The organism is Enterobacter cloacae complex sp. P43RS, assembly GCF_014930585.1.
In the GTDB taxonomy this organism is placed as follows: domain Bacteria; phylum Pseudomonadota; class Gammaproteobacteria; order Enterobacterales; family Enterobacteriaceae; genus Enterobacter; species Enterobacter bugandensis.
This window is the reverse complement of the sequence record NZ_JADBRJ010000001.1, coordinates 459,929-473,503: the sequence shown is the minus strand read 5'-3', so window position 1 is coordinate 473,503 and position 13,575 is coordinate 459,929. Positions and strand designations below refer to the sequence as shown.

Below are 13,575 nucleotides of genomic sequence, written 5' to 3'. Positions count from 1 at the left end.
GGCCACCTTTATACTTACTGTCACAGGGAGACTGTAGGTAAAGTCTCCCAGTCTGGTGATCCGACCCTGACATCACGAGTTGTTCATTGTCACCAACAGCGGGCCCGAACCAACGCCGGGCCAGGGTAGGGCATTAACAGTCCTGTATTGCTGAAGGCGGCGTGAGTGAAGGTGGCATATCCGGAAGCGGGGGAATGATCCCGTCGACGGGGTGCGGCAGATAGCGTGCCTCGAGTTCCATGATTTCGGCATCGCTAAGTGAAAAGTCCAGCGCGCTGATAGCCGTGGAAAGATGTTCTGGTTTCGTCGCGCCGATGATCGGTGCTGTGATGACCGTTTTTGATAGCAACCAGGCAATTGCAACATGGGCTCTTGGCACATCGTGCTTTTCAGCAATGCTGGCAACAACATCTATAACGGGCTTATCCAGAAGGGCTGCGTTCTCATACATTTTTAACGCAAAGGCATCGTTTTGCGTTCGTCGGGACGTGACACTCCAGTCGCGCGTGAGCCTGCCGCGTGCCATCGGACTCCAGGGGATCACACCAACGCCCTGGTCTTCACACAGGGGCAGCATCTCGCGCTCTTCTTCCCGGTAAAGCAGGTTGTATTGCGGTTGCATCGTAATAAATCGGCTCCAGCCGTTACGCTCTGCCGTATGCTGCATTTTTGCAAAGCGCCAGGCTTCCATAGATGATGCGCCGATGTAACGTACTTTTCCTGATTTAACGAGGTCATGCAGAGCCTCCATGGTCTCTTCAACAGGCGTGGAGTGGTCAAAGCGGTGAATCTGAAAGAGATCCACGTAATCCATGCCTAAGCGCATCAGGCTATCGTCAATAGACTGAAAAATGGCCTTGCGGGAAAGAAACCCGGTATTGGGTGAGTTGCGCCACGGAAAGAAGGTCTTTGTCGCCACAACGATCTCATCGCGTCTGGCCATTTCTCTCAGCGCTTTTCCAGTGATCTCTTCAGAACTTCCGCCCGAGTAGATATTCGCGGTATCAAAAAAATTAATGCCCGCTTCAAGCGCCTGACGAATGAGCGGACGTGACGCCTTTTCATCCAGGGACCAGGGTTGAGGCAAGCGTTCAGGTTCACCATAGCTCATACAACCGAGACAAAGACGGGAGACTTGCAAACCGCTACGACCCAGATTCACATACTTCATTCTGTGTTCCTTCTTTTATTGCCAGCAATTCTGTATGTGAAAGGGTATTGCACTGACATGAAGGGAACCAGCATGCGCCATCGAATGGTGTTGTGAGTTTTTTTCACAGATGGGCGTAATCGTCAGTGGGTTTTACATTCAAACTGCGTGGCCAACGGTGAATCCTCAAGACTGAGGAGGGATACCTCCTGAGGCACGGCAATATTCTTATTTAACATAATATACATTATGCGCACCAACGTAATGCCAGTCAAAATCTGCCTTTCTACGGTCGTGATTGCCCCGGTTCATTGATAGCTTGTGAAATCCCAACCTCTACGTTTATCCAATGTTAAAAGACGTTTGATATACTCCTGGCTTTGACCACCGCTGCTGTAGACTTATGGAAATCGAACTCAATAAAAGCTTCAAAGAAAGGATTTTCCACGCTGTCATTTTTGAAGTGACGGCCAACGTTATCATCGCTCTGTCTCTTGCGTGGCTGATGAACGTTTCGGTACTCCAGTCGGGTTCGTTGTCGGTGATATCTGCACTTACCGCAACGGTCTGGAATTTTTTCTTCAATAAGCTCTTTGACGCCCTGCAGAAAAAACATCAGTTTCAACGAACGTTTCTCGTTCGCGCCATCCATGCAGTTGGGTTTGAAACTGGCCTTATCATCTCCTTAATCCCTGTGGCCATGTTCATGCTGAATTTAACGATCGCGGAGGCATTTTTTGTTGAGATTGGCCTTGTACTGTTTTTCCTGCCATACACGATGCTTTTTAACTGGCTCTATGATTATCTGCGTTGGACATTCGTAGGGAGTAAACGGTCTGCTGTGTAGCGAGTATTGATATCGGTCACATTCACAACCCCTTGATCGTATTGGACTCCACTCTCTTTCTATACTTCTCATTTCACCATCACTTTTGAGGAGTCCATTATGTTTGATCATGTAAAATTCGGCGTCAGCGATTATGAGAAAAGTAAAACCTTCTTCCTCATGTCGCTTCAACCGCTCGGTGTCGAACTCGTCGATGAAGGCTCTCCTGACTATGGCGTCGAAATGAGTTCCGGCGATGTTTCTCTTTGCCTTTTTCAGTCGAATGATAAACCCGCTCCGCTTCATCTGGCCTTTGTGGCCACGACACGCCAGCAGGTTGATGACTTTTACCATGCCGCGCTGCGCGCAGGCGGACGCGACAATGGCGCACCGGGATTGCGCTCCTACGGTAAAAATTACTATGCCGCATTTGTCATTGCGCCTGATGGTCATAATATCGAAGCGGTATGCCATGCCCCCGAAGAAAGATAACTTAATTTCACCCGCTTGCGAGTACCCGCGCCAGCCAGTTTTCTGGCTGGCTCACGCTCAGGCCAATACGACCGATACCCCTTTTTCCGATACCGCATTGACCCAGCCGCGGTCGGTATCGCCTTCGACGACAATCGTATTCGCCAGCGCCACATCGCCAATAACAAATGATGACGCCGTATTTATTTTTTCCGGCGACGCCAGGACAACCGTCTCGGCGGCTCTGCCGGAAAATGCACGTTTGATGCACGCCTCTTCGAAATCTCCGGTCGTCAGCCCTGCTTCCGGATGGATACCGGTCACGCCCATAAAGAACAGATCCGCATGAATGTTTTCGATTCCTTCGATGGCCGCCGCGCCGACGGCGACAATCGAGTGTTTATACAAACGGCCGCCGATCAGAATCACCTCGATGGAAGGATGATTAACAAGCCCCAGGGCAATGCTCGGACTGTGCGTCACCACGGTAATACGCAGGTCTTGCGGTAAAAAGGCGAGCAATTCTGAAGTGGTCGTTCCACCGTCAACGATCACCACCTGGCCCGAAGAAATCAGCTGCGCCCCCTTCTGCGCCACCTTTCTTTTGGCATCCATTTTAACGGACTGTCGTTCCGCGAAAGGCACAGTAGCGGAGGACGACGGCAGCGCGCCGCCGTGAACCCGCTGTAAACGCCCTTCTGCCGCCAGCTCGCGCAAATCGCGTCGGATGGTGTCTTCAGAGACGTCGAAGAGAACGCTAAGTGCTTTTGACTGGACTTGACCTTCGGCACCGAGCTTTTCAAGGATCAACTGTTTTCGCTGACTGGTGAGCATGATGTATTCCTGATGTTGCATGTTTAATCTTGAAAATGCACGATAGTGCTGGTATTGATAGTTACTCTACGTAAGGAGGACGAAACGTGCAATCAAAACGTGCAGATGTGCGCATCATTGACAGTGAAACCCTGTCCGATAACTGGTACTTACTTAAAAAATATACCTTTGACCTGCAAAGACGCGATGGCGAATGGCAGCGGCAAACGCGTGAAGTTTATGACCGGGGGAACGGCGCCACGATCCTGCTCTACAACTGTGACCAAAAAACGGTGATTCTGACCCGCCAGTTCCGCTTCCCGGTCTTTATTAATGGCCATGAGGACAATCTGATTGAGGCGGCGGCCGGCCTGCTTGATAACATGGATCCGGAAAGCCGCATTAGAGCAGAGGCGGAAGAAGAGACCGGGTTTAACGTGTCGAGCGTGCAGAAAATCTTTGAAGCCTACATGAGCCCAGGCTCCGTCACGGAGAAACTCTATTTCTATCTTGCCGAGTATCAGCCGAAGGACAAAACCAGCGCAGGCGGCGGTATCAAAGCGGAGGGAGAAGATATCGACGTGCTGGAAATACCCTTTGAAGAGGCATTGCGGGGAATTGATACGGGCAAAATCGTCGACGGAAAAACCATCATGCTGCTCTACCATATTGCACTGAAAGGCATTCTGTAACCTGCCGCTCGTCCGACGCCTGTCCCGGTGCAGGTGTCGGCCTGTGCTATCCTTGCTGAAACACGCAAAACGGAGATCTAAAGATGGCCGACTGGAATCCTTCGCTTTATCTGCAATACGGCGCTGAACGAACGCGCCCTGCCGCCGAGCTGCTTGCCAGAATTCCCCTGAGTGACGTTGCCACCATTGCCGATTTGGGCTGCGGGCCGGGAAACAGCACCGCGCTGTTGCAGCATCGCTGGCCAAAAGCGCAGATTGTCGGCGTCGATAACTCACCGGCTATGCTGGAAGAGGCGCGCAGCGCACTGCCCGACTGTCAGTTCGTTGAGGCCGATATCCGCCAGTTCAGGCCAGGCCAGCCGTTGAACCTCATCTATGCGAACGCATCCCTACAGTGGATACCTGACCATTACGATCTCCTGCCGCATCTGGCGTCACTGCTCACGCTCAATGGCGTGCTGGCGATCCAGATGCCGGACAACTGGCTTGAGCCCACGCATGTGGCGATGCGTGAAGTGGCGCTGGAGCAAGGCTACCCGGACCGTGGCCGCGAGCCGCTGCCTGGCGTGCATGCCTATTACGATATCCTGTCGGAGGCCGGCTGCGATGTGGATATCTGGCGGACAACCTATTTCCATAAAATGAGTTCGCACCAGGCCATTATTGACTGGGTCAGCGCGACCGGTTTACGCCCGTGGCTCCAGGAACTGAACGAGAGCGAGCAGCAACGTTTCCTGAAACGCTACCATGAACTGCTGGAAGAGCAGTATCCGCTCCAGGAAAACGGGCAGATACTGCTGGCTTTTCCTCGACTGTTTATGGTTGCCCAGCGTCAGCCCTGAACGGCGCTATGAACGGGCCTCTTTGAGCAACTGCTGGATAACGTTTTCCTGCTGCTCATAATTCCCTTCGCCAAACGAGGTATAGCGTAGCTGACCTTTAGCATCGAAATAGTAGTGCGCGGGCTAGTACTGGTTGCCGAAAGCGTTCCAGATCTGATAGTTGTTGTCCGTCACAACCCGGTACGGCAGTTGCCATTTTTTTACCGCGTTTTTCACCGAGGCGATCGGTTTCTCCCAGGGGTATTCAGGCGTGTGTACCCCTATGACGACCAGGCCCTGAGACTGATATTTTGTTGCCCAGTCGCGCACGTGCGGAAGCGTATGCTGGCAGTTAATGCAGTCCCAGGTCCAGAAATCGATCAGTACCACCTTCCCGCGCAGTGATTCAGACGTGACAGGGTCACCATTTACCCACCCTGTTCCACCGCTTAATGAAGGCAGCTGGCTGCTGGGCTCGGTCATGACGACCGGTTGAAGCTTCGCTGGTTGCGCGGCGGGCTTTGCCAGATTCAGCAGCGCGGTTTCAAGACGATCCGCGACGCCGTTTGCGCCTTGCAGAACAGACGTAATCCCCGTTGCGTTAAAGACGACGGCCGCTAACATCACCACGCCTGCCCCCTGACGTAACTTTTCCATCAGCGCCGATCTTGCTCTCAGCGGCGCCATCAGCGTGCGGCCTCCGAAAACGAGCAGGCCCAGCATCAGCGCGCAGCCGCTACCATAGGCGGCCAGCAAGGCTCCTGTGGCAATGGCCGAGTGTCCGGCAATATTGATGCTGAAAATGGCGCCCAGAATCGGTCCCGCGCAGGGAGACCAGAGCAGTCCGACGGCAAGCCCGGCCAGAAAAGCCGATGCCATACCACGCGTTTGCCCGCTTCGGGTGTTGAGGACATTTCCCGCGCTGACTGCCGGCCCGGCGATACGCTGGGCAAAGGCCGGAAAAATTAAGGCCAGCGCGGCCGTGGCCAGGACGATAAGCGCGATCCAGCGCCCGACGATAGTTGCCTCTGCTATCCACTCGCTGGCGACGGTGACGACCATCGCCACCAGGGTGAACATGACGATCATCCCCGCGAGCAGCGCCAGAATATGTCGCCGCTGCCCCTGAAAACCGGCGAACAGGAGAGGAATTACCGGGAGCGTACATGGACTGAGCAGGCTTATCATCCCGCCCAGGAAAGCAATTATCAGAAACATAGACACCTCACAATACAAGTCCTGCGACGCTGCAGTGAGGCTATTTCATCGTGCGGATGTGTTCAGGATATGTGTAAAAGCGTGGGTTTTTGTCTGGCTCTGTATCGGCCACGCAGGGAGATACAGAACCGTACAATTAAAGGCGCGGGAGAGTAATCGAAACGTCCAGCCCGCCTTCTGCGAGGTTCTCCAGCTTTAGCTTTCCGTCCAGCTGAGCGGTGAGCTGCGCTGCGATCGCCAGGCCGAGTCCTGTCCCGCCGGTGTCGCGGTTGCGTGATGTTTCTACCCGATAAAACGGCTGTAATACCGCCTCCAGCTCGGCATCCGGTATCCCAGGCCCGCCGTCCATGATGTGAATCACCACCTCTCCGGCGGCCGAGTCATCAATGCTAATGGTGGCGTAGTCGCCAAATTTCAGGGCGTTATCCAGCAGGTTGGTCATCACCCGGCGCAGCGCCTGTGGACGCGTGACGATGGGCAAACGGTTTTCGCCTGCCTGAAACTGCACGTTTTTACCGATGTCCTGATAATCGCAGGCGATGCTGTTTATCCAGGCGTTCAGCTCCAGCTTCAGCGAGGTCTCTTCCAGTGATTCTGATGACCGGGCATACGCAATACCCTCCCGCACCAGACGCGACATGTTATCAAGGTCGTTTAAGAGCTTGTCGCGCAGGTCAGGCTGATCCGCCATTTCAACACGAAGCTTCATGCGGGTAATGGGCGTCTGGAGATCGTGCGATATGGATGCCAGGATCTGCGCCCGCTCCCTGAGATAGGACTGAATGCGCGCCTGCATCGCGTTGAAGGCATGTGCTGCCCGCTGCACCTCGACCGGCCCCTTTTCCGTCATTGGCGTGTTGGCGGCCGGGTCCAGGGAGTCTACCGCGCGGGTAAACTGTGAAAAAGGCCGTATCACCTGGCGTACGGCGATCCAGGAGCAGGCAGCCAGCACGAGCAGCTGCAGAATAAGAACAACGGGCAGCCAGCTGGCGACCGGCGGCATCCGTGGGATCAGGTCAATGGTCAGCGGCGCGCCATCATGTAACGTGAGATGCGCCTGGATATGAGAAATGGCGCCGGGAACGGCGGTGAAGCTTAGCGGGTACTGTTCCGCAAGCGTCGCTTTTAAGGTTCGGATGGCGTCCCGGGAACGCTTGTCTGTCGGCGCGTTCCCGGGCTCTCCCGGCCCCAGAATATAGCGATAGTTACCCCGTTCAAGGCGCGGCAACCAGGCCGCGCGCTCGCTGGCGGGTAAGCGGTCTAAAATAGCCACGCTGGTCGCGACATCGTATTCCAGATTACCGAGCATCACCGTTCGGGCGCTGTGCATTCGCTCTATCATGACCAGCGTCAGGCTCAGGGCATTGGCGAGCAACAGGCCGGGCAGCACGACGATCAGCAAGCGGGCCAGCAGCGAGCGAGGCCAGAGCGTCATTCGTTAGCCTCTTTGATGGTGACCGGCATGGTAAACACATAGCCCTCGCTGCGCACGGTTTTGATATACGCGGGCGTGCGGGCATCTTCATTCAGACGCTGGCGGACCCGGCTAACCAGCAGGTCGATTGATCGTTCAAACAGCTCGGCGTCACGCCCCTGCGTCAGGTTGAGCAGCTGATCGCGGGTCAGCACCCGCTGCGGGTGGTCAAGGAAAACGCGCAGCAGGCGATACTCCGCCCCGCTGAGCGCCACAATCACCCCTTCCGGGTCGATCAGGTGGCGGGCAACGGTATCGAGCTGCCATTCGCCGAACGTCACCAGCCGCCCTGCTTCCGTCACCTGTAAATTGGGCGGCATCGTGCGAAAACGGCGTAAAATCGCTTTGATACGCGCCAGCAATTCTCGCGCGACGAAAGGCTTTACGACGTAATCGTCGGCTCCCATTTCCAGACCCAGGATCCTGTCCGTCTCCTCGTTGCGCGCCGTCAGCATCAGGATGGGCAGATCTTTATATTTCCCGACGCGTAATTGCCGACACAGCGTAAGCCCGTCGTCGCCGGGCATCATAACGTCCAGCACCACCAGGTCGATATGCTGCTTGTCCAGCACGACGCGCATCTCTTTGCCGTTTGCCGCGCCGGAGGCGCGATAACCGGACTTAACGAGATAGTCGATAATCAGTTCACGAATATCCCTGTCGTCATCGACGACAAGGATATGATCAATATGCTCCACCGAAATCTCCAGACCGAAGGGTAACGTACTGAAAATAGCACATTTCAGAGTTTGTCAGCGTCAACAACTGCCTTGACGAAATCCTGCGGATCTTCCTGAGGCGGATTGTGCCCCACGGTTGCGCCGAAGGTACGGTGTTCATACTTACCGGTGAATTTACCCGCGTAGGCCTGCGGTGCCGGATGCGGCGCCCCATTGTTTCCGCCTTCGATGGTGATCGTCGGAACGGTGATATTCGGCAGCGTGGCCAGTTTTTGCTCGTAGGCGTCGTATTTGCGCTCGCCTTTTTCCAGCCCTAAGCGCCAGCGATAGTTGCTGAGCGTTACCGCAACGTGATCCGGGTTATCAAGGGATTTGGCGCTGGCGTTAAAGACAGCGTCGCTAAATTTCCAGTCAGGTGAGGCCTGAGACCAGATCAAACGAGCGAAGTCATGCGTGTTTTTGGCATAGCCTTCAGCGCCGCGCTCGGTGGCGAAATAGAACTGATACCACCACTGCTGCTCCGCTTTTGGCGGCAACGGCTGTTTACCAATCTGCTGGCTGCTGATGAGATAACCGCTTACCGAAACGAGCGACTTAACGCGCTCTGGCCACAGCGCCGCAACGATATCGGCCGTACGGGCACCCCAGTCATAGCCTGCAAACACCGCCTGCTTGATATTCAGGGCGTCCATCAGGTTCACGATATCTTTCGCCATCGCGGAAGGCTGGCCGTTGCGCGGCGTTTTTGCCGACAGGAAGCGCGTAGTACCGTAGCCGCGCAGAGAAGGCACAATCACGCGATAGCCTTTTGCCGCCAGCGCAGGCGCGACTTCAGCGTAGCTGTGAATATCGTAGGGCCAGCCGTGTAACAGAATGACCGGTTGGCCGTCTTTAGGACCAATGTCGACATACCCGACGTTAAGATCGCCGGCGTTAATTTGCTGTGGACGATCGAAAGCCGCCGCTAAGTTAGTGCCGGTGACTTCGGCCTGACATGACATGACGGTGCCAAGGGAAACGGTGAGAGCAAGCGTTGAATAAGCGAGTTTGCTGAACATGTTGGTATCTCCGGTTGAGTACAATTCACGGAGATATAACAACAGTTCAATGTATAGCGGATATGTGCGGAAACGCGTTTATTGCAAGCCTGTGTATGTATCTGGAACACGGATACAGTGTGATACAAACACAGGCGCTGTTGCCTTAAAGGGAGAGACGATAGCGGACGTAATCGTCAGCGTCACCGTATCGATCGTAGAGTTTACGTGCCGGATTGTTCTCCCGGGTAACCCAGTAGAGCTTTGACCACCCTTCGCGCTTGCCTTCCGCTATCAAGGCATCAATAAGCGCCTTACCCGCTCCCGCGCCGCGCTCGGCTGCATCAACAAACAGATCTTCCAGGTAGCAGATGGGCGCGGTTGACCAGGTTCCTTCGTGCAGAACACACATTGCGAAACCGATGACCTTTGCGTCTTTCTCTACCACGCGGCAGAACATCGGTGAATGCGTTGAGAGCGCCCTTTCCCATGTCGATGCGGTAACGGACTCCTCGAGGTAGCAATCATAAAAATGGGTATAGCCATCCCACAGCGGTCGCCACTGGGGATAGTCGTCTTCGCGTAGAGGTCTTACCGTGACAGCCATGCGTTCCTCACATTACAAGTCGATTGCCATTTCAAAACAGCGTAAATCAGCCCCCGCCATACGCGAGTGATGATAGTTTTCGCGCAGCGTCACAAACCCCAGCTTCTGATAAAAGGAGTGGGCGTTAGGCGTTGCATCCAGCCTCAGGCGGGTTATCCCCCGGCTGCGCGCCTCGTGTGTAAGCGCCTCGATAATTCTGGTCGCCATGCCTTTTCCGGTGGCTGAAGGCAAGGTGAATATGGCCTCCAGACAATGGGTATCAAGATCCAGATAGCCGGTAGCCGCAATGACGCCCTTCTCGTCTTCCACCACGTAAAAAGGGTAATCAATGACCATTTGACGGTAATGCTCGGGCATAAGATCCGGCGTCCAGCGTGCAATCACGTCAGCGTCGTAGCTGGTTTTGCAGCCGTGACGAATCGCCTGATTGCGTATATTCCAGAGTATTTCGGCTTCCTGTGGATGAGCAGTTCGTAACGTCATATCACCTCTTCGATATTTCGCCATGAAAGAGACGTTGCCCAGTTTTGGTAGTGAATAACCACAGCACGCCTCACCAGAATGTGATAGAGATGAAAATACCAGAACGCAAACAAAAACATAACGCTTAAATAAGGAGATCCGCAGATGACAATACCGACCCTCACGACAGAACGTCTTCTGCTGAAACCGCTGGTCGCCGAAGATGCGGTTCAGATTCAAAAGCTGTATCCGCGCTGGGAGATCGTCCGCTATTTGGTCTCTTCCGTGCCCTGGCCCTACCCGGATAATGGCGCGGAAAACTATGTGAATAACGTCGCGCTGCCGGATATGGCAAAAGGGATAGCCTGGATCTGGAGCATCCGCCGTCGTGAGGTGCCGGATGCGTTGATGGGGATTATCTGTCTGTACGATGTTGACGATAATAACCGCGGATTCTGGCTGGCGCCGGAGTTTCAGGGACAGGGATATATGCGTGAGGCCAGCATTGCCGCGACGGATTACTGGTTTAATACGCTCAACAAACCCGTTTTGCGGGCGCCGAAGGCCGCCGCGAACAGCCGCTCCCGTCGTATTTCAGACAGCAGCGGCATGCGGCTCATCAGAACGGAAAAGAAAGCCTACGTCAGCGGGATATTGGACTCCGAACTGTGGGAGATCACCCGCGACGAGTGGAACGCCCATCAGGTCAGCTGATAGTACTTATCCGGCATCAGCCTTTCCGGAATGTTCTCTTCATCGTTCATCTGTAGCAGATCGCGTTCCATCATGTTGCAGATGGCGTCCAGCGGAAGGTCGTTATCTTCTGTGCCAAACGGGTCTTCCAGCTCTTCCGCCAGGGTGTCCAGCGAGATAAAGGTGTATGAGATCAGCGCCGAGACAAACGGCGTCATGTAGTGCAGATCCACAACCAGCGCGAACGGCAGCATGATGCAGAACAGATACACCGTGCGGTGCAAAATCAGCGTATAGGCAAACGGCACTGGCGTTGTCGCAATCCGTTCACAGCCGGAAAGGACGATGGACATATCGTTCAGGCGGTTGTTCAGGCTGTGGAACAGGATGTCCGAAAGCTGCCCGTTACGCCGCCGCACGGCCAGCCACTCCCCCATGACCAGCAAAATACGGTTCGCCGGCGAGTTGGCGCCCATTACCTGAGCTAAAACGTCCGGGGCAAGATAGCGAGAGAGCTGGTCAGCGTTCATTTCCCGGCGCAGGGTCATGCGCAGACAGTTGGCAAAGGCGATCTGCAGGCGGACAAATTCCCCCAGGTGCTTATCGTCCGGCAAGGTGTTTTTTACCTCGCGAAACAGCGAGCGTGCCGCTATCATCAGTTGCCCCCACAGCTGGCGAGCTTCAACGTAGCGTGAATAGCAGGCGTTGTTTCTGAAACCAAGAAAGATTGCGATCGCCACGCCGAGAATGCTAAATGGCGCCACGGTAAATTTGATGCCCAGCGAGGTATACCACGGCAGCATCAGGATAACGGCGATAGAAAGCAGGAAGTTGAGCAGCAGTCGGGTATAGATTTTGGGAAGTACCGAACCGTGCCAGACAAAAATCAGTTGTAGCCAGTGCTGTTTAGGACGAACAATCATAGTGAGTTTCAGGCAAGAAAAGAGCGTGGCTATTAAACGTGATCCCCATCACGGTTGCAAGCATGTTAACGGAACATTGCATTCTCTCACCTGAAGAATGAAAACCGCACGGTGCTGCATTTGATTTTAAAAACAGGGTAAATAGTATGTTGTAACTAAAATAATGCCTGTTTAAACCCGGCCGAAGCCGGGTCACGTAATTAGCAAAGCGGCTTCACCGCTGCGCGCATGCCCTTCAGCAGAATGGCATCCAGATCCCGCGTCACCTGGTCAACCAGACCGTCCACCTTCGTCAGGCCCTGCTCCCAGTGCGCTTCTACGCTCAGCACGGCGTGCACCAGTTCGCGGGTAGCGATTTGATTATCACGATGCTGCGCCCATAGCTGTTGATAACGTTCCAGCCAGAACGCATCATCCTGCACCGGATAGTTCTCTTCGTTACGCTCCGCGCGATAAAATGCGATCAGTGCCGCTAACGCAAACGTCAGACGCGCTGGCAGTTGACCAGAAGCCTTCTGCCCTGCCAGCAGCTGCGGAAGAATACGCGTGCGATACTTGGTCATGCCGTTGAGCGCGATGGAAAGCAGCTGGTGTCTGATGTAGGGATTTCGAAAACGCACTGTTACCGCGCTGGCGAACGACTCCAGTTCGTCGCGGGGCAAATCGAGAACCGGAATAATTTCCTCATAAATTGCTTTTTCGACGAAAGCGCATACGTCTTGATCATTCATCGCCTCGCCAACCGTATCCAGCCCGGCCTGATAGGCCACCGGTACCAGCGCCGTGTGCGCACCGTTTAGAATGGCGACTTTACGCTCTTTATAGGGCTTGATGTCGTCGACAATCAGCACGTTTAACGGGTACTTATCCAGGCGCAGTTCACCAGCCAGCGAGGCTGGCCCCTGAATTACAAACAGATAAAAGTGTTCAGCCGTGTCAAGGAACCCATCGTGATAACCCAGCTCGGCCTCAAGCGTGTCCACTTCATCGCGCGGGTAACCGGTCACGATACGGTCAACCAGCGTCGAGCAGAAGTGGTTTGCCTCGTTCAGCCACTGGATAAAGGCGGCAGGCAGCGCCCACTCCTGGGCATAGCGCAACACAAGTTCACGCAATGCGTCACCGTTGTAATCAATCAGTTCACACGGAATGATAACCCAGCCCTTGTCAGGCGCGCCGTTAAAGTGGCTAAAGCGCTCAAACAGCAGGCGCGTTAGCTTCGCCGGGTAGCTGACGGCAGGCGCATCGTCGAACTTATCCCCCGCGTGATAGCTGATTCCGGCTTCGGTGGTGTTCGAGAAAACAAAGCGCATATCCGGACTGTGTGCCAGTTTCAGAAAGGCGTCGTAATCGTCGTAGACGCTGATTTCACGGTTAACAGAGCGGATAAGTCGGGCTTCGCTCACCTCTTCGCCCTGCTCATTCAGGCCACGAATGATGGTGGTGTACAACCCATCCTGCGTGTTCAGCGACGGCGGGAAGTCGCTCTGAATAGGACGAACGATAACCACACCGGCGTTGAGATCGGTATGTTCATTCAAAAGGTCAATTTGCCAGTCGACAAACGCACGCAGGAAATTGCCTTCGCCAAACTGAATAATGCGTTCGGGATACTGCGCACCGGGAAAATCACGACGGTTGAGCGTGTTCACAAGAGGGTTCCTTTTATGATTAGTCATACAGCCTGATAAGATTGGTACGATAACTT

General features: G+C 54.5%; 14 protein-coding genes and 1 pseudogene. 5 read left to right on the top strand and 10 right to left on the bottom strand.

Annotation, left to right across the window (positions count from 1 at the left end):
• Nucleotides 1–133: 133 nt before the first annotated feature.
• The gene (locus IM294_RS02255) at nt 134–1,171 is read right to left on the bottom strand and encodes an aldo/keto reductase (protein ID WP_126818072.1); all 1,038 of its coding nucleotides are present in this window, start codon (nt 1,169–1,171) and stop codon (nt 134–136) included.
• Between the two features lie 382 nt (nt 1,172–1,553).
• On the opposite strand from IM294_RS02255, the gene IM294_RS02250 reads away from it, so the two are divergent.
• Together IM294_RS02250 and IM294_RS02245 are read left to right on the top strand one after the other, a co-directional pair.
• Complete coding sequence (locus tag IM294_RS02250; RefSeq protein WP_048958800.1) at nt 1,554–1,997, top strand: PACE efflux transporter; 444 nt, start codon at nt 1,554–1,556, stop codon at nt 1,995–1,997.
• A 99-nt stretch (nt 1,998–2,096) separates the two neighbouring features.
• The gene (locus IM294_RS02245; protein WP_028013164.1) at nt 2,097–2,468 is read left to right on the top strand and encodes a VOC family protein; all 372 of its coding nucleotides are present in this window, start codon (nt 2,097–2,099) and stop codon (nt 2,466–2,468) included.
• A gap of 57 nt (nt 2,469–2,525) precedes the next feature.
• Here IM294_RS02245 and IM294_RS02240 read toward each other — a convergent pair whose 3' ends face one another.
• Entirely contained in the window at nt 2,526–3,281 is a 756-nt protein-coding gene (locus IM294_RS02240) for a DeoR/GlpR family DNA-binding transcription regulator (protein ID WP_126818071.1), read from the bottom strand.
• Nucleotides 3,282–3,367: 86 nt separating this feature from the next.
• Between IM294_RS02240 and IM294_RS02235 the strand changes: the two genes are divergently transcribed.
• Both IM294_RS02235 and tam read left to right on the top strand, forming a co-directional pair.
• Nucleotides 3,368–3,952: an NUDIX domain-containing protein gene (locus IM294_RS02235; RefSeq protein WP_126818070.1), complete on the top strand. Its 585-nt coding sequence runs from the start codon at nt 3,368–3,370 to the stop codon at nt 3,950–3,952.
• An 83-nt stretch (nt 3,953–4,035) separates the two neighbouring features.
• Entirely contained in the window at nt 4,036–4,794 is a 759-nt protein-coding gene (gene tam / locus IM294_RS02230) for a trans-aconitate 2-methyltransferase (RefSeq protein WP_041909967.1), read from the top strand.
• 6 nt (nt 4,795–4,800) lie between these two features.
• On the opposite strand, the pseudogene IM294_RS02225 reads toward tam, so the two are convergent.
• The 6 genes and pseudogenes from IM294_RS02225 to IM294_RS02200 all read right to left on the bottom strand — a co-directional run bounded on the left by IM294_RS02225 (nt 4,801) and on the right by IM294_RS02200 (nt 10,272).
• Nucleotides 4,801–5,991, bottom strand: a pseudogene (locus IM294_RS02225) (cytochrome c biogenesis protein/redoxin).
• Nucleotides 5,992–6,127: 136 nt separating this feature from the next.
• On the bottom strand, nt 6,128–7,426 hold the full coding sequence (locus IM294_RS02220; RefSeq protein WP_126818068.1) for an ATP-binding protein: 1,299 nt from the start codon (nt 7,424–7,426) through the stop codon (nt 6,128–6,130).
• Nucleotides 7,423–8,163: a response regulator gene (locus IM294_RS02215; RefSeq protein WP_028013158.1), complete on the bottom strand. Its 741-nt coding sequence runs from the start codon at nt 8,161–8,163 to the stop codon at nt 7,423–7,425. The genes IM294_RS02220 and IM294_RS02215 overlap by 4 nt, the downstream gene beginning before the upstream one ends.
• Before the next feature lie 44 nt (nt 8,164–8,207).
• Nucleotides 8,208–9,203 carry an alpha/beta fold hydrolase gene (locus tag IM294_RS02210; protein ID WP_048958215.1) on the bottom strand — a complete coding sequence of 332 codons (996 nt, stop codon included), beginning with the start codon at nt 9,201–9,203 and terminating at the stop codon, nt 8,208–8,210.
• 145 nt (nt 9,204–9,348) lie between these two features.
• Nucleotides 9,349–9,789: a GNAT family N-acetyltransferase gene (locus IM294_RS02205; protein ID WP_041909975.1), complete on the bottom strand. Its 441-nt coding sequence runs from the start codon at nt 9,787–9,789 to the stop codon at nt 9,349–9,351.
• A 12-nt stretch (nt 9,790–9,801) separates the two neighbouring features.
• Nucleotides 9,802–10,272: a GNAT family N-acetyltransferase gene (locus tag IM294_RS02200; protein WP_048958818.1), complete on the bottom strand. Its 471-nt coding sequence runs from the start codon at nt 10,270–10,272 to the stop codon at nt 9,802–9,804.
• Between the two features lie 144 nt (nt 10,273–10,416).
• Here IM294_RS02200 and IM294_RS02195 point away from each other — a divergent pair, with 144 nt between their 5' ends.
• Nucleotides 10,417–10,965, top strand: a complete 549-nt coding sequence (locus IM294_RS02195) for a GNAT family N-acetyltransferase (RefSeq protein WP_028013154.1) — start codon at nt 10,417–10,419, stop codon at nt 10,963–10,965.
• Here IM294_RS02195 and IM294_RS02190 read toward each other — a convergent pair.
• Both IM294_RS02190 and IM294_RS02185 read right to left on the bottom strand, forming a co-directional pair.
• Complete coding sequence (locus IM294_RS02190) at nt 10,953–11,867, bottom strand: bestrophin family protein (RefSeq protein ID WP_045260518.1); 915 nt, start codon at nt 11,865–11,867, stop codon at nt 10,953–10,955. The two genes, IM294_RS02195 and IM294_RS02190, sit on opposite strands and share 13 nt — an antisense overlap.
• Nucleotides 11,868–12,067: 200 nt before the next feature.
• On the bottom strand, nt 12,068–13,519 hold the full coding sequence (locus IM294_RS02185; RefSeq protein ID WP_126818067.1) for a tagaturonate reductase: 1,452 nt from the start codon (nt 13,517–13,519) through the stop codon (nt 12,068–12,070).
• Nucleotides 13,520–13,575: the final 56 nt, after the last annotated feature.